Here is an 18,330-nt window from a genome sequence, read left to right as displayed (position 1 = left end):
CAACTTTCCGATCACCTGCTCAGCCAAGCCATTGGCTCAAGCGTTAGAAATATTGGATACTGCCATTGCGCCAGCACCCATCTTTCAAGGTTGAAATGACACATGGCAAGGAAGAAAGCAAAAAACTCCGGTGGCACCGGCATACTTATTATTTTTGCTCTGGCATTCAGTGCGCTCGCTGCTATCCCCAAAAATGCCTGGATAGCGATCGGTGTCATAGCGGGTATCGGCACGATTATGTGGCTGCTGGCCGAACGCGGAAAACGCCGGCTCAATCAGCTTCAAACATCGGCTGCAAAGAATGTACGCCCGCAAAAGCCACAAGGCTTAGGCGTAACGTTTTCCATGCGTGAAGTCACGACGAGCAATAGGGACAATGAGGAAAGCCCCGAGTTTTATACGGTGCAACTCGGCTCTACCCCTGCCAATACCTTTAAAATTCCAAGTATCAGCTCACAGAAGGTCGACGCCCGCTGGGTGCCTGCTGGCGAAATCATCGAAGTTGCCGGTTTCTCCCTGCCTGGCGGCATGTTTTATATCGGGAGCACACTCGGTAGCAGACATGATGCTCAAGAGCCTTCACTCATCAACCCAAAGCTTCGGATTGCCAAGAATTACGTCGACCTCAACGAGCGGCTGATGTCTTATTGGCCGAGTTTTCACTCCATTACACCGCAAGCGCGGCGCGGATACCTACAATGGCTCGCAGGTGGGCGTAGTGATCCGTTGGCAGATACCGGTTATGTATTTTTGTTTTTCTACGGTTTGGAACGTCGAGCCCTCATTGATCCCATTTACGATTCAAAGGTGAATAATGAGGTTCCTCTTATAGTCGACGAGGTCCGGCGCCTACTGAGTATTTATAGAGGAAATGGGTCATTCCGTGGCTATGCAGAAGGCTTCCTTGACTACCTGGGCAACCGCGCTGTTGACGCGAATCTCTACCTTGGCTTGCCACCCAACGTGGCCGAGCACAACTACGAAATGCCTCTGCCGCTGCGCATTGGTTTAGGTCAGCACGCGGCCAATAAGCATCCGCTGAATGCCGATTGGGCACTGGCATGGGCGTTGGCCGACCCCAACATCAGTAAACGCACGCCAGTCATACGCTGCAAAGATGTGTTTTCACGCCTGTTCAAGCTCAAGTACGAAAACGCTTATCCTGCGGGCCTGACGCTGGCGCAGAACAAAACCAAGCTCAAGGCCAGCTATCGCCCTGCCTCTGCCGTAATAAAGGCCCCCACGCTTACCCTAGGGGATCTGCCTGACGTCATGGCAACCTCGGGCACACGTAAAATTTTGCAACTGCTGGTCGAGCAATGCACCAGCGAAGTTGAGCCCTACAGCCGTTATTTGGGAAGAAACCCTGAAAGCGCAGAGGCACTTGAGGGGCTCCTGCAGCTTCCTGTCGCACTCTGGCCGAAGGCAGCCCACGATGAATTGGATGAGTTGCAGTCCAGGATTGGTAACGACCTGGTCGTCATGAGTTTTGGAGAGCTCGCAGGGCGCTTTAAAAGCGCGGGCGCATTGTCTCGAGACAAAGTACTCGCTCTGGCCCGCGCATTGGAGTCGCTGCATATTGGAATGGAACCCGACGTACTGGGTGGTAGCAAGACGCCAAAAGCCGAGGACCGGATCGCGTTGTTTGTAACCCAGCCTGAAGATGGATCACTCCGTGCGTCTGCTGCATACAACGCTGCATCGGTAACCCTTGATTTGGCCAGTGCGGTGGCTTCGGCCGACGGTGATACCTCCAACGAAGAAATCACACTGCTTGCTCAGCATATCGATTCATGGAGTCACTTGAGCGGTGCCCATCACAAACGCCTCAAAGCACATCTGCAAATCCAACTCCAACAACCGCCCACGCTTGCCAGCCTTAAGAAAAAGCTCGATCCCTTGCCCGTCGATGCAAAACGCACCATTGCGGGCTTCCTCGCTCATCTGGCGCAGGCCGATGGCATCGTCAGCCCTGCGGAAGTGAAGTTGCTGGAGCGTGTGTATAAGGCACTGCAATTGGATAGCCAGTTGCTTTACAGCGACCTCCATGGGGCGGCAGCCGGTGTGGGTATTGCCGTGACGCCTGCCACCACTTACCCATCCGCCGAACCCGGCGCGCAGCCTGCCTCATCTTCGAAACAAGGTTTCGTCCTTGATCATGATCGGATTGCACAGCTTCAGCGGGAGACGGCGGAGGTCTCCGCCCTCCTCGCCAAGGTGTTCACTGAGGATCAGGTTGAGGAGGCGGAGCGGCCGACTGAAAGCGCTGAACCGAATTCCGAGTCGAGCGCGGACGTGCCTGGGCTTGACCTGGAACACTCGGCCTTCCTCCGCCTGTTGATCTCTCGCCCGGAATGGAGCCGCGCAGAACTGGAAACCGCTGCCAGCGACATGGAGCTGATGCTCGATGGCGCTCTGGAACAAATCAACGACATGGCTTTTGAACGATTCGACATGCCCGTCACAGAAGGCGACGACCCAGTCGAGATAAACACAGACATCCTGGAAGAATTAGCCCTATGAGCACTATCAGAGCCAAGGATCGCGATGCGGTCATTCAATCGTTACGCGCGGGCGTAGTGCCACGTGTTGGTCAGCACCTGATTCAGGTTGGCCGTGTAGGTGAGCTTGATGCTCTGATCAAGGATGTCGAACGTCTGGTGGAGAGCGGATCAGCGTTTCGGGTGGTGATAGGCGAGTACGGCGCAGGTAAAACGTTCTTTCTGAACCTGGTTCGTGCTATCGCCATGGAACGAAAACTCGTGACCATGCATGCCGACTTGAACCCTGACCGCCGGTTGCACGCCACTGGGGGGCAAGCTCGCTCGCTTTACTCCGAACTAGCCAAGAACATGTCAACGCGCACAAAGCCTGACGGTGGTGCCATGCAAGGCATCGTGGAGAAATTCATCTCCCAGGCCAAAACAGAAGCCAAGGCAGCGGGTACCGACAGCGAGACAGTTATTCGTAAGCACTTGGCCGAGTTGACCGAGATGGTCAATGGGTACGACTTTGCCGAGGTGATCGCTGCCTATTGCCGCGGTTTTGAGGAAGGCAATGAGCAACTGAAGGCCGACGCCATTCGTTGGCTGCGCGGAGAATTCACCACCAAAACCGATGCCCGCGCTGCCTTGGGCGTGCGGACCATCATTGATGACGCCTCCGTCTACGACCAGCTCAAGTTGCTTTCCAGATTCGTCAGGCTCGCAGGGTTCGGTGGCCTGATGATCTGCCTCGACGAACTGGTTAACCTCTACAAACTGGCGAATACGCAGGCTCGTAATGCCAACTACGAACAGATCCTCCGCATCCTCAACGACTCATTGCAAGGGTCATCCGAAGGGTTGGGTTTCGTACTGGGCGGCACGCCCGAGTTTTTGATGGACACTCGTCGAGGGTTATTCAGCTACCCTGCCCTGCAGTCGCGATTGGCTGAGAACTCGTTTGCCAAAACCGGACTGGTGGATCTCTCAGGGCCGGTCATTCGCCTTACCAGTCTTACCCCTGAAGACTTCTACGTACTGCTTCAAAAACTCCGCCACGTATATGCCGGCGGCGATGCTGAAAAGTATTTGCTGCCTGACGAGGCGCTTCCTCTGTTTATGGCTCACTGCAACCAACGCCTAGGGGAAGCCTATTTCCGCACACCGCGTACCACGATCACAGCGTTCATCAATCTACTGGCCATCCTGGAGCAAAACCTAGGAGCCGATTGGCGAACACTGCTAGGGGCAGTCGAGGTCGCCAAGGATTCCGGCGGTGAAGATGATATGAAGGTCGATGCGGACGATGAACTTGCCACCTTCACACTCTGATTCATCAGGCTTCGAACAGCTAGAGCCCCGAATCCAGCGCTGGATTTGGGCTGAAGGTTGGACCTCCCTTCGCGACGCCCAGGAATGGGCCGTGCCTGTTCTGGTGCACGCCGATCAGGACGTCATCATCGCCGCAGCAACAGCCGCTGGCAAAACCGAAGCCGCCTTCTTGCCCATCCTGACGAATCTGCTCAATAACGATGATCCGCCTGGTGCGGTGCTGTATATCAGTCCGCTCAAGGCCTTGATTAACGATCAATGGGACAGGTTAAGCCGACTCTGTGAGCAGCTTGAGATCCCTGTTGTCGCTTGGCACGGAGATGTTTCATCCAGCAAAAAACACCGTTTTCTCAAATCATCTGAGGGCGTGCTGCTAATCACTCCCGAATCTCTTGAAGCATTGTTCGTCAACCGTGGCTCAAGTCTCGGCGGGGTATTCCAACGCCTGCGCTATATCGTCGTGGACGAGCTACACGCTTTCATCGGCAGTGAGCGAGGCAAACAACTTCAGTCATTGATGCACAGGGTTGAACTTGCTGCGGGGAGGCGCCTCCCCAGGGTTGGGCTTTCAGCCACCCTCGGCGATATGAAGATGGCGTCAGCGTTTTTGCGCCCAGCCAATGCCGATAACGTTACCGTTATTGAATCGAAAAACGCTAACCAGACACTTCAGGTGCAAGTTCGCGGCTACATTCAGCCGCCAATGAGCGAGCTTAAAAAGAAACCTGGTCAACCCAATGAGCAGGAGGGGAATGAAGACGAAACGGAAAATGAGGCAAGCCCCGACTTCGCGATTGCTGAGCATCTCTACCAGGTACTACGCGGCAGCAATAACTTGATATTCCCGAATAGTCGGTCCCAGGTTGAATGGTACGCAGACCAACTGCGCCGACGATGCGAGAAAGACGGCGTGGCCAACGAGTTCTGGCCTCATCACGGCAGTCTCTCGAAAGACCTGCGGGAGCAGGCTGAACATGCACTGAAAGCCGGCGACCGGCCAGCATCTGCGATTTGCACTACAACACTTGAACTCGGAATAGACATCGGCAGTATCAAAACGGTGGTGCAAATTGGTGCCCCACCTTCCGTGGCAAGTCTGCGTCAACGTTTAGGGCGTTCCGGCAGACGCCCTGGAGAGAAAGCAACGTTACGCGTTTACTGTAAAGAATCACCGCTCACGGATAAATCTGGCTTATCTGATCAATTACGCCAAGGGTTGGTACAAACCATTGCCATGGTTCGACTGCTGACCAGAGGTTGGTTTGAACCTCCCAGAGCGCAGGGCATTCATGCCTCCACCTTGGTTCAGCAATGTCTTTCCATCATTGCTCAATGCGGCGGCGCTTCGGCTGCCGACCTATGGAAAAACTTGATTGCTGAAGGCGCATTTCAAGGTATTGAAAAGCCAGACTTTGTGAAACTACTCAAATCTCTGGGTGAGCACGAATTGATTGTCCAGGACAGCTCAGGATTGCTGCTGCCTGGAACAGTTGGCGAGCGCATGATCAATCACTATGAGTTCTACAGCGCATTCACCAGCGATGAAGAATTCCGTCTGGTATGCGACGGTAAAGCCTTGGGCTCGGTCCCCGTTAGCCGTCCGCTGACCAAAGACCAACGCATTATCTTCGGTGGCCGTCGATGGCAGGTGCGTGATGTTGACCTGCAGGCCAAGGTCATCATTGTCTCAGCGGCACGCGGCGGTGCTCCTCCACAGTTCGATGGCTTGGGCGCAATGGTACATGACGCCGTACGCGCGGAGATGCGAGCAGTCTTGGCGGACTCCAGCCCCTGCCCTTTTATCGATCATGGTGCCAAAGCTTTACTCGACGAGGCCCGGAAAACTTTTGCCTTATTGGGGCTTGGTGAGCGGTACCTTATCGAGTCGGGTGGGAAATGTTATTTGATCAGTTGGTTGGGGGATTACGCTAATGATGCACTACGCCTGCTGCTCAATCATGTAGGTTTATCTTGTGATAATTCGGGCTTAGCTATAGAGATCGACGCGAGCATTGATCAGGCAAAAAATGCACTCGCGGATGTGGGAGGTCTGGATCCAAGCGATCTCAGCTCGATACTCTCAGATGTGGAGAACATGTTGCGCGAAAAATGGGATTGGGCGTTGCCAGAGACGCTGCTTATAAAATCTTTCGCATCCATATCGCTCGATATCTCAACCGCAGTTTGTTTTGCCCAGAGACAGTCGATGAGCTGAATCTAAACCTTGAGAGGTTGATGTGTTCAGACAATCTGCTGTCCGAACAACACCAAGGCATATCCAGACAACTCCCCCTACCGCCTGACTTCCATTTTGTAAAACAAATTCTCAACCATCAACCGGCGCCGATCAGACGTGACTGCCTCCTGAATCGGTCGCGGTAGGAATGGCAGTTACCTGCCCCCCCGCACAGATCCGTACGTGCGAACTACCGCATACGGCTCCTGCCTTGGGTACGTGACGCGAAGCAATCCTCAGGGTAAGGAAGTGCATTTCTAGGTCTTGGTATGTAGAGGTCGGCAAGGCGTCCGTAGCGTGACCATGAAGCCGATTACGCTGGCTGCGACGTTTGAGGGCTTGCCGCCATAGGCGACATACCGCCGAACGAAACCCACCAAGTCGTGTCACGTTTCCCGGCACCGCATGGTAATTGAAATACCCACTGACCACTCGGTTCAGCCACTGACCCACGACCCGAACAGGCTCATGGCGTCGGCGTTCAGCTCCTCCCGAATGACCAGCAACGTTGTGCGCATTCGCTTCTTAACTGTCAGGCGCAGTATTTGAAAACCACCGATCCTATTGGTACTACAACAGTGCGTGAAGCCAAGGAAGTCAAACGTCTGCGGTTTACCCAAACCTCGATCTCTGCGACTTCTCGCAGCAAAACGACCAAACTCGATCAGTCGTGTCTTCGAAGCATTTAGCGTTAAACCGAAGGGTCATGAGCTGATGTTTTACCTTCGCGTGATCCCAGTCATGGCAATGCTTTTGTCTGGGCGAGCCTGAGACCTTATCCGCGGGATACTGTCTTCCATCCGGTCTTGCGCAAACAACATGATCAAGAGCGGGATGAAAGGTATGACCCGGGTGTCGACAGCCCGCTGGAGTAGGTTCGAAGCCGTGTCACCAGTGGTGAGCTTTCATAGACTTCTCCAGGCCTCAGGGGCGAAGGTGGAAACACCTTCGGATATGCTAACGAACCCCGCAATACCGCTCTCATGCCCGCAGCACTTTATCGTCCCATCGAAGCGTGACGCACACATCCCCTTTCTCGCGGAACGAGGGGGATGTACGTGATCCCCCCGCCACTCACAACGCTTTAAAGTGGAGGGCCTGACTCCGGGTCAAGCAGGTAGACGATCTCTGGAATTTTCTCTTCCAAAGTATCTATCAGCCTGCGCCGCAGCCGAGCATCCTCTTTCTTGTGTAAGCGGATCTTTTCGATCGCCAGCGCCATGACGAACTCCATGGCCGCCTCCCCCCTCTCACACCCGTAACCTGCCGCCAGTCGATAGATGATGTCAGCCATCGCCAGGCTTTGAGTCTCATCGGCGCGATAGTCGAGTTCAGTTGGCAAGGCGGCGTGTAGGAATGCCGCCTGAATAATCCCGTCGTCAAAACGGGAAAACACCTCCGGCGACAAGAGCACCTGCTGAAGCTCGCCGGACTCCAAGCGCTTGGCGTTTGCCACCTTTTCGCTTTGCCTAGCGTGCTGCAAGATCCACAAGATGGTAAGGAAAATGTCTGTAGAGGTTGCGACCGTTACATCCGTTTTCCCGTCAGGCTTTCCATCGACGAAAGCAAAACCACGGCTCAATTTCATCGGCTGGCCGGTATGGCTGCTTGGCCAAAACGGGTTCATGGCGAGCCCTTGCACTGGAGCTTGATCAAAAACTGCCATGCGGGCGGCGATGGGAGGCGAAAACGCCGTGCTGAATGAATGCAGTGAGCTGAGCAACGTCTGCTCTTTGTCCCAGTGATCGACGCAAGTCAACTCAGCAGCCGGGATCTCCATGTAGGTTTTGACTACGAACCTGCTGTGGTCTTTGGCTGGCTGGGTCAGGTTGCTCTGCAGCTCTTTGATCATCTGATAGCTGCGGCCGAACATTGCCCCCGTTATGTAGAGACGGGTACCGGTGAGCTGTGCAGTACGTAATCGACGACTGACGCTCTGTAGCCTAGAACCACGCTCCACCGCCGCGGCTAGAATAATGGCGGAGCCATTGAATTTTGTTCCGGCATCGAAGTTGTCAAACGACACCTTGGTCTCTATTTCAACGCCGCATTCCCGCAGATAGGCAATAGCCTGGTCTGCAAGCAAGGAGCTCGCCTCATCGTCATCATGAATGATCCAGCGTGTCGATGAGACCGCTTCCTCCTGCAACACGGTTTTAAACCAGGTTTCGAATCCATCGGTAGCGACGAGACTGTCCTTGTTGACGTGTACCGTGCGAGATCGTGCTCCGGGCTTGTCTTTCTTGAAACAGCTGAAGAGATTTTCGCCCATAAACGAATAGAACTTTGACTGCAGGATCGCCGGCGCGTGATCAGTATTGATGTTCAGAAGCCGCGTTTCGCTGTGCTCAGCAACGAATCGCTCGCCGTGGATACGGATCAGTCTCGTACCCCCGGAATCCCCCTCCTGTAGCATTTCGAAATCATCCGGTTCCTTCAAGGTATACAAAATCGTGCAGCAGGCAGCTTCCGGCTCGAAGGATAGAATAGTGGTCACAAGGCAAGGCGCTGCGCTGTTGATGTCGGCCCATCGCTGCGCCAGACCGCATCGCGTTGAGGCAGAAATCAGACACATTGCAGAAGCGCCTTTCGGCAACGCCCCGTCCTTGACCAATCCTTCGTGCGAGTGAAACGAACGAATGTCTGTAAAGAGAGGTTGGGCGAATCGCATCAAGTACATTTGCAGTGCGAATGCCAATGGCAACAGTGCGATCGTATCCAGATACAACGTATCTGGTGCGCTCATCCCGTACGCTTTCACTTTTTTGATCAGTGGCAAGCAAGCGAAGGCAAGGAAGTGTGCATAGAGCGCTTCCAATAGCAAATCCTCCGCCCGAATGAAATAGTTTGAAGCCCGAGATGACGGCTTTGAATAGAAAAAACCGGCTGGGGCTTTTTTTAGGACGTCAGAGCACTTCACCATATGGGCTAGGCCAGCTTTCACGATGTTAGAAGACTGAGCTTTGACCAGCATACCGAGCTTATTTTCGGGACCGGAAATGTGAATGTAGTCAGTGATAGCGCCCGCTTCGTCGTAGAAGCCAACACCGTAAACCTGTGGGGATCCCGGCCCCTTTCGCTCAAACTGAGCCATCAGCGGCGAAGCTTTGGCAGCCTTGTGCTCCTTGAATTCTTCAAGGGTGTATTTAGGCAGCAGGAACAGCAGTGCGTCAGGCATCACGTGCCGGGGCAGCTGAATCTGCAGCGCGTGGGAAACCTGGCTTGGCGCCAGGAAGTCAGGGCCAGAGAAAAAAACTGCGAGGTGGAGAGGCTTGCCATCCTGACGAAGCTGGGCTTCGAAATCCATGAGATCAGCCATATCAGTTCACCGGAATGCAGATGGTGAAAACTGTGCCTTCTGCGGCTGCCAATTCTTGCTCAGTGCCTCTAGCCGATGGTTCGAACGCCATGACTCCACTACGTCCTTGAAATGCCTGATTCAGCGAAAGTCGCCCCGTGCGCACACGAACGTAAGCCTTGAGTTTGTTGAGAGCCTGAAGGGCGTTGTGCAACCCCATGCCCGATCTATCGGAATCAGGCTTAGAGGTCATATGTTTCTTGAAGCAATCCAAGGTTGCGTTCAGTTCTTCATCCAGTTCCAATTCATCAAGGCTCTCGACCGGGCGCTTCTCTTTGGCGGTCAACCATCGTCTGGCTAGACCAGGCCCGCTGTCGATGACCGAGATCTCCAAAAAGTCGAGCACCTCAGATTTCAAGAAATGCTTCAAGATAAAGCGAGCCAGTTCCGGCTCCCGATCTGAGTAACCCAAGGCGTCTTGGCGGCTGATTCTGTTTAATTTGATCGAGGTGCCACGCAGCGCCTTTTTGTATTTTTTGTCTTTGACGTCCGTTACTGCATGCTGATCAGCGTTGGCTATCAGCTCCCACAGCACACTGCCCAGCTCTGGAAGACCCGACTTCAACAGCGAAACCTGGTCGTTGCGCGCGGTCATCAGTGAAGACGATTTAGCTATCAAATCGGAGAACCATGACTCCGGCTGTATAAGGGGCGTGTTGTGATGGTAGAAAGGTTTGATGAATTAACGCTTGGCGTTGTTGACGCAAAATAGGTTGATCGCGGTGGGGCGAGCGCCTCTGGTAGTGGATGTATTGCGGATGTCCCCAACGAACATCGCCTCCACGAGTGTCCGGATAGCCAGCAGGGCGTCGCGCCGATCGACTATTAGGTGATCTTCGGTGTGAATCTCACTGGACATGATCAGGGCGAACAGCCCGGCGGCGGTTTTAGCAACCTGTGGAATCTGGGCGATCGCTTCTTCAGCAGGCGCGTAGAGATGCAGGACTGAATGCTCGTAGGCCCGGGCCCACGTAACGACGAATTGGGCCAAGGCCGCATCAACCCCCAGCCCCCCGCCATGGCTCATACTGATAGGCAGTCTGAGCTGCGGATCCGTACCGAGTGTGTCGTAAAGACTCTCGATGTCATAAAGGTTTGACTTGCGGTTGATCTGCATTCAGGCCCTCACGCTCCCTCGATGCTTGCATGCCGTTTTTGGCTGTCTTCCAATGGCTCGCACGTAGCCTAGGTATAGGCGCGAATGTACGCGATAAGAATAAATTGGGCGATGAAAATCCAAGGTGAGGCGCCGTTAAACCATTGAAGTCGACGGGTGGGTAATCACGTTTTACAGCGATTGCGACACACTGGACTACTGCGACAGCATTTATAGCCGGATGGTCGCGCTTACACCTTCGATTCCTCTGATCGGTTTGGCACCGACCCGGTGGAGCTGCTGAGCACATGGGAGCACCAACAACCCGAACGGATGCTCTGGGAACTGTAATCAGCGCTCTAGCCCCATCTCCTGCTCCAGCTCCAGCTCCATCACGCCCTACCCGCTGCTTCCTTCACAGTGTCCACGCCCGTAGAATCGGGCTACCTGACAAATCGCGCAGGTGGCGCCTATTTCTTAGCCCTGCAAAGAACGCTTAGTCTGTGGATGGCGTGCCCATGATTGGGTGTCCTACTCACTCGAAACGATTGGAACACGTCGCTAATGAAACCTGAGGTCAAAAAACTCAACACTTATGCCAAGGGTGACCGGTTCGAGGAACAGGTCTTTGATTTTCTTTCGAAGGAAATTACCGAAGGCCGGTTCTACGCCTTCCGGCCTGAGTGCTGCAAGATTTTCAGGAAGAAGGGGTATTACTCCCGCGATCGCGAAGATTTCATCATTTTCGATGTGTCAGTGGAAATCTTTCTGCCCGGCTTTGAAACGCCTTCGTTGCTTGTGCTCATTGAATGCAAGAACTACAGCGGTACGGTGCCGGTTGGTGATATCGAGGAGTTCGGCTCGAAGATCAGCCAGGTCGCCGGTTTCAATGCCAAGGGGATTTTCGCATCTGCCAGCGCGTTCCAGTCCGGCACATTCAACATTGCTCGCAATCGTGGCTTCGGTGCGCTGCGGTTTTTCGACCAGTCTGAATTCCGCTGGGAGCTTCCCCGTACGCTCCTGACTGGCGCTCGTAGCGTGCGAGCCCGTAAGCGCGCCGAGATTGAATATGCACTGACCCAGCCAGGCTTCAAGCCTACGGTACACAACGCGTATGCCGTTACTCCCTCCGGGTTCACCGACGGTTGGGACGGTATATGGAAAGGGTTGGGCCTAGAGAGCGCGTTCCGGGAGACTGACTTGTCTCTCATTCGATTGCCCGCTCCTGTTGCCGCGCCGAGGGTGGCGTTCATCTCGCGGGACAGGATCGAGAGCCTGGCGACGCAGGCGTTGGGATCAATCTCGTACGTCCACGGCGCGGTGGATCTGGACGCGCTTGTGAAGAAGGAGGCTACCGTCAACGGACTGGTTGTGAGCTACTTGGAGTCCTCAACTTCTGCGTTGGGCAGCATTACGTTCCGTCCTCTGGAGATCAAAATCTTCGCTGAAGACAGCCAATCCCAACTGGCACGCTTCACCCTCGCTCATGAGTTGGGCCACCATTTTCTCAATCACAAGCGCTATATGACCCGGGAAAGCATCCGGGCTCAAGAGATTGACCAAGCCCAATTTATCACAATCCCCAAAGGGGAAGTCGAGCGGTTGGAGTGGCAAGCCAATACGTTCGCCTCGTGTCTAATGATGCCTAGTGAAGACTTTCAGACGGCTTTTTGGCTCTTGCTGCGGCATCTCGGTATTCGTAATCGAGGGCACGGCCCCTTGTACCTTGATAGCCAACCTGACAACGTCAGCCAATTCGAAACCGTGTGCGCCTCGCTCAGCAAATATTTTAATGTCTCCAAGACCGCGATCCGCTTGCGAATGCGAGCACTAGGCCTGCTGGTCGAAGTGGAAAGGTGACTTCGCCGGACGGGTACGTTTATCGCCTAACTTCAAGCTTATAAAATACGCTCTCGATTTGAAACCTGCGCCGGTCAGACATTACCGCTCCCTGAATCTGGCTAGAGAGCCTCACGAAATAGCGGCACTCGTTCTTTTCGCCGAGGGCTCTAATGCCCTGCACTGTCTTGACGAAATCCTCATAGGATCGAGTCGTGTTGGCCATCAGATCTGTAAACCCTGGTAAGGCCTGTGCATCCGCCAGCCGTGATTGAGGCCAGGCGGGCTCAAAACTCATGTCGTTATCACGAAGGTAGACGGTGAGGAACATCTCTGGTTTACCAGCACTGTCGGCCCAGCACGGCGGAAGATCCCCGCCCTTACCCTTGTTGAGGCGGTTCTGGAGAAACTGCACCTGCCCCTTTAGATCGGCATTCGTTTTCTGCAATACGGCGGGGTTCAACCCATCCTTTTCGGCTTGGGTAAACGCCTGCGCATGCTTGACCAGATCCTGTACTTGTTCAGTGGTTGGCGCGCTATCGGTGGCGAGCGCGGCCTTGAGCATTTGCTCGGTAGACTTCAGTTGCCCAATGCGCTTGACGATGTCGGTAGGCTGGTGATCCTTGTCTGGGTCGGCGACCAGCTTCTTAAGCTGATCGTAGGACATCAGGGTTTCGAGTATCAGCCGCTTGCTTTGTTCAGGCTTACCAGCACTGCCGGCATCTTTTAGGGCTTTGTCTATTGCAGCCAGGGCTGTTACCTCCTGCTCTTTCTGCGTCAGCAGTACTTTCAGCTCGGAGGCTTCATCTCGGGCTTTTGAAGCATCCACAAGCTTGCTGATGACCTCGTCGGGGTTGGTGATACCCTTTTCAGCCAGTCGTGTTCTTAGAGCCTGCGTGGCCTCAGCAATTGTCTTCTCACGCTCGTCTAGACCGTTGAAGCTATCGAGCTTCTGCTGCAGGACATGTTTATCGGCGTTGAGCTTGTAGACTTGGTACCCGGTCAGCATCAGGAGCAGAAATGCGATCACCATCCAAATCTCTGAGATGGACAGACTGAAGACTTGATCGTTTTTCTGACTCATCAAGCAGGTCTCGCATCAGACTCAACTGCATCGTTGACTGCGACGAACTCTAAGCTTGTTCCAGGTGCGACGGACGCCTCATTGACCGCTGGCTGGATCACTTCGATTTTGCTGAGATGTTGAATTTTGAGGGTCAACTCGTCCAACTGTACATGCGCATGTTTAGCATTTGCATCGCTTTGCTCGACTCGGGCAGCCATCTTGCCGTGAACCTTGTTGCTGTCAACCACCGCCTCGATCAGTGGCGTCAACGTGTCCAGGATGCTCATCGCGAGGGTTTCGTTGGACTTGGCGCCCTGTTCGATCACCGATTGGATGCCTTTGCCGATCCCTTGTTCGAGGCTTTTGAACGATGTCTCAGAAGCCTGATTCAGATCCTGGAAGCGATCCACCAACTTGAACATCACCTCACGATTAGCGCTGGCCGATTCCAATTGATCCTTGTGACACCCATTAAGTGAACTCAGAAATTCTTTCTGAACACGCTCAAACTGAGCGACAGTCTGGCCGCCCTGCGCCGTAATGCTGTCCATTAATCGTTGCTGGATGTCGACGATATTGCCGACAGCCGCTAGGTTTTCCTCAAGCGACTGCGTTTTTGTGTTCAGTCCACGGATCGCGGTACCTACCGCGCGGGCTGCTGTTTTCACATCATCCGCCAGTGTCGAGATACTCGTGTTGACGCCATCGGTTGCATTGGCCAGCGTATCAAGCGCAGGGCTCAGCTTCTTAGCGAACAGGTCATCCGGGAAAAGAGTGTGCTCCAGCCGCGCCGAAGCTTTTTCACCGAATTCAAGTGAGTGGCTTTCCATTCGCTCCAACGTTTGCTCACTGCGTTGAGCAAGGCCGGAGATGGTACTCAGCATTTCATCGCTGGCACCTTTGACATCGCTCAGCATGGCAGCAAAAGCTTCATTGCTTCGCCCAGTCGCGTGGGCGAAGTAATTGTCCATCTCCGCCATGTTCTGCTTTGACATCTCAGTGATTTGCTCTTGCACGCTCGACACCGCATCACGAGAAGTGGCAATCACGTTGTCTCTAAACATCACAAGTTGCTGGTAAGCATCCTCAAACATGTGCGCCAAGTTCTCAGACGCCTTGACCGCCTGCTCATGGATGCTTTCAGCGACGTCATCCTGATCGGCCTTAAACCCGATATAGAGTGTTCTGGCAATCATGCCGATGCCAGTACTGACGAGGGCTGCGCCGAAACGCATTGCCATACCGCTCAGGTTGTCACCGATGCTCTGAATATCGATCAGGCAGACGATGATGCTGCCAACCGTGAACAGAAAACCCAAGTAGTACACTGAGTCAGCGAACTTGGCCACAGTCAGCTGCATGTCGTAATTTTCCCGAATGCGGTTGCCTACCCACCAGTACCCGGCCATGACGGCAATCGGAACGACCAGACCAAAGAAAAAGGTGCCGACATAAAGGCTCAGCACAGCGGAGCTCGCCTTGAGCACCAGCGCAATGATGAACCAGAACCTTACCGTTCGCAGGTGGGCCTTAATGTCCATTTACAGTCCCTCCATGGGGTTCACGCTTTCAAGCTTCGCTTGGTTGGCTTCGAAATAATGAGCCCAGAAATCCGACCGCTTTCCATAAGGCGCAGCGCTTGGCTCGGCTATTAGCATGTTGATGGTGACTTTCACGTCCCGGAGTGTCATGGCCGTAGATTTGCGGCCGTAAGGCGTATTGGCGAATTCTTTGTAGGACGGCAGCGTCGATCTGTACATGCTGAAGGAGGCCTCGTTTGCCACCATGTCGCTAAAGATGATCAGCTGCTTGTCGCCCTGTACGTTCGAGTGCTCAAAGGCTTTGATGCCTACTAGCTGGAGCATCTCGAATATCGGCGACGTCTTGGCCTTCTCATCGAGCGAGATGTGCTGCATTACAACATCCAGCGGCTTGTCGAATTTGTCAGCGTAGTCCTTCTCAACCAGCCGCTTTGAGGAGAGATATTTCATGTCATCCTTCCACTGGGTAGGCTTGCATCGCTCAAACAGGGGCGTGTCATGTTGCTTATAATCTTCGTCCAGCAGGAATACGGAGATCAGGGCTCCCACCGGGAGATCATTGATCACCAGCGATTTGATGCGCTGAGATAGGGCCGCTTTCTCGTTGAATGAGAATGGCGAGGTGTTGTCGATCAACACCACGTATTGTGCAACTGGCCCCTTGCTTGGGCACAAGGTCACCTTGTCGAGGGTGTCTTTTTGAAGCATCGTCCAGATGCCCCATCCAATACCAGCAAGCACCAATAGAACCACCGCCCAGATCACGAGGGTGTGCGAAGAGGTCTTCTCGTCTTCTTCGAAGATCGACATCGTGATTTCCTTAAGCGTTGCTTTCCAATGGGTGGGTCAATTCATATTGCTGGTTGAAGGACGCTTCAATTTTGTTTCGCGTAGGCTCGATCGTCGCGATCATCTCTTCCAGTAGCGCCTCTTGCTTTTCCAAACGCTGCTGATCGTCAACGATGCTGAAATCAGGCATCGTGTCCGACTCGAAGATCACGGGCTCGTCAAAGTAGGCTGGGCGCGGGCAGTCAGCCGGCCGCTTAAGCTGGTTCTCATAGCGGTAAGACTGAACGAGTGAGCGCATGGTGTGCTCGACTTTGACGGTATACGCCGTCAGGGTTTTGCCAACCACGGTTTTGTCATTCATGCCCCTTTTGAAGCGTAGAATCCGCTGTTCAGCGTGTTTGATCTCAGCTTCCAGCTGAGAAAGCTTTCCAGCTTTTTCAGATTCAAGCTTTTTGCGCAGGTCGGTGATCGCCTTTAGGTTTACGAGGAAAGCATCCTTGTAGGCCTTGAAGACCTTCGCATAACCGGGATAAGGGTCGGTCCAGTGGTAAGCGTGCCACATGGCCATCAATCCGAAAGCCACAGTCGCAGCGAAGAGCATGATCGACTCAAAGTCGATGAAAGGACTTACGTGGTTGGCAAATGCGTGCCCGGCGAGGCCCAAAGCACTTTCGCTTCCGTCCTCCAGTACGCCCAGAGCATAGCGAAAGTAAGCCACAACACACCCCATGGCCACCGCAGCCAGCAGCCCCATAAGCCCGGACATCCATCCATAGAGCCGTCTGCCCAGGTTGACGTGATTGGTGTTGGTGAAGATCCAGCCTGCAAGAAGCCCGAGCGCGACGTTGACAATAGAGAAACCGGCGGCCAGCACGAAACCACCTGCGAGACCGTCGGCCATCCCATTAGCAAACCACATCGCGTTGAAAACACCCTCGAACACCACCGCAAGGATGAGCCAAGCTTTGCGCTGGCTCAGTTTATTCTTGGTCGGGAGCTTCGCGTCGGTCTCAGGAAGGTGATTTTCAAGCCGGAAGGCATCGAGCAACTCCTTGTGCTCTCTCATCTGCTGACCGGTGATTTGGATCTTAGGCTGAGCCATCGAAAGAATTCGATCAGCTGCGCGGACGAATTCATCACCCAATTGAGCAATTCGATTGGCGTCACGCGTGAGCTCAACCTCATCCAGACCGCGCTGGATCAACACTTTGCGGTGCGCACCGTATTTGAAACCCATTGATCGCAGATTGCCGAGCTCCGACTTGATCGCATGCTCAACCGGGCTTTCTTGCACTTGGTCAGGGGCTGGTACGCGGGCAGCACCATGCTCGTGGGCCTTGCGTACCACATCAAGGCGCTCACGAATTTCGTTTTCATCGAAGGGCTTGAGCAGCGGCTCGACAGATTCTTCCGGCCGGCTTTCGAAAAACTTGACGATACCGGAGAAGATTTTTTTGAGAAAATTCATTGAGAAAAATCCGTAAATCGTTGCCTTAGAACGACTCCTGAAATTTCCCAACAGCGCACCTAGTCGCTAGGTTTGCACCGCGACGATGGCCTGATAGGGTTCAGTGAATGCGTTTTCCGTAACGTGAGCCTGAGATCAAAAGGCCATCATTTAGCCCGAATCATGACGCTGGGGAGATGGATTGGCAAGGGAAGCTGGAGCTATATCGTCAGCTAGGCTGCACACTTGAGCGGTATGTTGGTTGTGAGTTGATCGTCGGTGGCGGCGCGTCTTACGCATCCGGTTCGCTTTCCGTTCGTTTTAGAGCGTCCTTAAATAGGCAGCCCCCTACTGATGCTGAGCCGAAACTCACAACACATATTCGAGGGGGTATCGTTCAAGGTCAGGAGATGTACCGCTCGCCCGGTAATCCATAGGTGCCTTGGCCGCATCCGAGAAATCCGCAATAATTCTAATAAGCCACTATCATTCTATGGATTGCAGTTATGGCACGGAAGCGCAAAGGGGCGAACGTGGGTCTCGGTACCCTCTTCCCCCTCGTCATCTTGGTTGGACTGTTCACACAGATTCCGAAGCCTGTTTGGATTGTTCTCTCCGTGGGCATCGCGATTGGGTGCATATGCTGGCTTATTTTCAAACCTCGTAAGCGCAATCTCACCTCCTCCCCGGTCCGTGACAGAATTATCAATCGGGAACTGTTGAAGTACTCGCCCGAAATCTGTGCGCAGCATCAAACGACTTGCTAAGTCCCCAGGGGTCAGTCTCTCGCCTTGAATGCGCGCGTTGGTGGCGATGTGAATGGCTAACGCTGCAGCATCCTCAGGCCGTCTTTTGGCGTTGGGGTATAGCCCTATGAATCGCCTCGGGTTTCGTAGACACCTCTTTGCCTTAAACTGAGGCCAATTAGGAGGTGCCATGAGCAACCCACGTTATCCCGAAGAATTCAAAATCCAAGCGGTCAATCAAGTGGCCGAAAAGAAGCTGCCTGTCGCTGAGGTGGCAGCACGTCTTGGTGTGTCGACGCATAGCCTCTATGCCTGGATAAAGCGCTACAGCAAACCTCTAGAAGAACGACAGCAAGACGATGATCAACACGCTGAACTGCGTCGTCTGCGAGCGGAG

General features: G+C 53.9%; 12 protein-coding genes and 1 pseudogene. 6 read left to right on the top strand and 7 right to left on the bottom strand.

The genetic code is table 11. The features are described from left to right. The first annotated feature begins 102 nt into the window (after positions 1-102). Genes AD670_RS03495 through AD670_RS03485 form a run of 3 tightly spaced genes read left to right on the top strand, consistent with a single transcriptional unit; the run spans position 103 to position 6,030 of the window. The gene (locus tag AD670_RS03495) at positions 103-2,523 is read left to right on the top strand and encodes a TerB N-terminal domain-containing protein (RefSeq protein ID WP_053128375.1); all 2,421 of its coding nucleotides are present in this window, start codon (positions 103-105) and stop codon (positions 2,521-2,523) included. Continuing rightward, on the top strand, positions 2,520-3,815 hold the full coding sequence (locus tag AD670_RS03490) for an ATP-binding protein (RefSeq protein ID WP_053128374.1): 1,296 nt from the start codon (positions 2,520-2,522) through the stop codon (positions 3,813-3,815). The genes AD670_RS03495 and AD670_RS03490 overlap by 4 nt, the downstream gene beginning before the upstream one ends. Continuing rightward, a complete protein-coding gene (locus tag AD670_RS03485) occupies positions 3,790-6,030 on the top strand; it encodes a DEAD/DEAH box helicase (protein WP_082340898.1) in 2,241 nt (746 codons plus the stop codon). Before AD670_RS03490 ends, AD670_RS03485 begins: the two co-directional genes overlap by 26 nt. A gap of 1,105 nt (positions 6,031-7,135) precedes the next feature. Here the strand turns inward: AD670_RS03485 and AD670_RS03480 are convergent. The 3 genes from AD670_RS03480 to AD670_RS31845 form a co-directional block, all read right to left on the bottom strand. Then, entirely contained in the window at positions 7,136-9,370 is a 2,235-nt protein-coding gene (locus AD670_RS03480) for a hypothetical protein (protein ID WP_053128372.1), read from the bottom strand. Position 9,371: 1 nt separating this feature from the next. Beyond that, the gene (locus tag AD670_RS31850) at positions 9,372-10,004 is read right to left on the bottom strand and encodes a hypothetical protein (protein WP_256243857.1); all 633 of its coding nucleotides are present in this window, start codon (positions 10,002-10,004) and stop codon (positions 9,372-9,374) included. Positions 10,005-10,091: 87 nt separating this feature from the next. Further along, the gene (locus AD670_RS31845) at positions 10,092-10,526 is read right to left on the bottom strand and encodes a hypothetical protein (protein ID WP_256243856.1); all 435 of its coding nucleotides are present in this window, start codon (positions 10,524-10,526) and stop codon (positions 10,092-10,094) included. 139 nt (positions 10,527-10,665) lie between these two features. On the opposite strand from AD670_RS31845, the pseudogene AD670_RS32185 reads away from it, so the two are divergent. Together AD670_RS32185 and AD670_RS03470 are read left to right on the top strand one after the other, a co-directional pair. Next, positions 10,666-10,856 (top strand): annotated as a pseudogene (locus tag AD670_RS32185) (hypothetical protein); the annotation flags it as partial. 213 nt (positions 10,857-11,069) lie between these two features. After that, positions 11,070-12,365: an ImmA/IrrE family metallo-endopeptidase gene (locus tag AD670_RS03470; protein ID WP_053128370.1), complete on the top strand. Its 1,296-nt coding sequence runs from the start codon at positions 11,070-11,072 to the stop codon at positions 12,363-12,365. A 19-nt stretch (positions 12,366-12,384) separates the two neighbouring features. Here AD670_RS03470 and AD670_RS03465 read toward each other — a convergent pair whose 3' ends face one another. Genes AD670_RS03465 through AD670_RS03450 form a run of 4 tightly spaced genes read right to left on the bottom strand, consistent with a single transcriptional unit; the run spans position 12,385 to position 17,208 of the window. Continuing rightward, positions 12,385-13,428, bottom strand: a complete 1,044-nt coding sequence (locus AD670_RS03465) for a hypothetical protein (RefSeq protein WP_032875217.1) — start codon at positions 13,426-13,428, stop codon at positions 12,385-12,387. After that, complete coding sequence (locus AD670_RS03460; RefSeq protein WP_053128368.1) at positions 13,428-14,951, bottom strand: hypothetical protein; 1,524 nt, start codon at positions 14,949-14,951, stop codon at positions 13,428-13,430. The genes AD670_RS03465 and AD670_RS03460 overlap by 1 nt, the downstream gene beginning before the upstream one ends. Then, entirely contained in the window at positions 14,952-15,761 is an 810-nt protein-coding gene (locus AD670_RS03455) for a hypothetical protein (RefSeq protein ID WP_053128366.1), read from the bottom strand. It lies immediately after the preceding gene. A 10-nt stretch (positions 15,762-15,771) separates the two neighbouring features. Then, positions 15,772-17,208 carry a hypothetical protein gene (locus tag AD670_RS03450; protein WP_053128364.1) on the bottom strand — a complete coding sequence of 479 codons (1,437 nt, stop codon included), beginning with the start codon at positions 17,206-17,208 and terminating at the stop codon, positions 15,772-15,774. 915 nt (positions 17,209-18,123) lie between these two features. Here AD670_RS03450 and AD670_RS03440 point away from each other — a divergent pair. Beyond that, a partial coding sequence (locus tag AD670_RS03440; protein ID WP_053128359.1) for a transposase occupies positions 18,124-18,330 on the top strand: 207 nt, incomplete at its 3' end.

Source organism: Pseudomonas sp. MIACH, from assembly GCF_001269925.1.
Lineage (GTDB): Bacteria > Pseudomonadota > Gammaproteobacteria > Pseudomonadales > Pseudomonadaceae > Aquipseudomonas.
Note: the sequence above shows the minus strand (reverse complement) of the source record. Positions and strands in the feature narration are given on the sequence as shown.

Coding starts and splice junctions, on each gene's coding strand:
- AD670_RS03495 (WP_053128375.1), top strand. CDS start 103: ATGGCAAGGAAGAAAGCAAAAAACTCCGGTGGCACCGGCATACTTATT.
- AD670_RS03490 (WP_053128374.1), top strand. CDS start 2,520: ATGAGCACTATCAGAGCCAAGGATCGCGATGCGGTCATTCAATCGTTA.
- AD670_RS03485 (WP_082340898.1), top strand. CDS start 3,790: ATGAACTTGCCACCTTCACACTCTGATTCATCAGGCTTCGAACAGCTA.
- AD670_RS03480 (WP_053128372.1), bottom strand. CDS start 9,370: ATGGCTGATCTCATGGATTTCGAAGCCCAGCTTCGTCAGGATGGCAAG.
- AD670_RS31850 (WP_256243857.1), bottom strand. CDS start 10,004: ATGACCGCGCGCAACGACCAGGTTTCGCTGTTGAAGTCGGGTCTTCCA.
- AD670_RS31845 (WP_256243856.1), bottom strand. CDS start 10,526: ATGCAGATCAACCGCAAGTCAAACCTTTATGACATCGAGAGTCTTTAC.
- AD670_RS03470 (WP_053128370.1), top strand. CDS start 11,070: ATGAAACCTGAGGTCAAAAAACTCAACACTTATGCCAAGGGTGACCGG.
- AD670_RS03465 (WP_032875217.1), bottom strand. CDS start 13,428: ATGAGTCAGAAAAACGATCAAGTCTTCAGTCTGTCCATCTCAGAGATT.
- AD670_RS03460 (WP_053128368.1), bottom strand. CDS start 14,951: ATGGACATTAAGGCCCACCTGCGAACGGTAAGGTTCTGGTTCATCATT.
- AD670_RS03455 (WP_053128366.1), bottom strand. CDS start 15,761: ATGTCGATCTTCGAAGAAGACGAGAAGACCTCTTCGCACACCCTCGTG.
- AD670_RS03450 (WP_053128364.1), bottom strand. CDS start 17,208: ATGAATTTTCTCAAAAAAATCTTCTCCGGTATCGTCAAGTTTTTCGAA.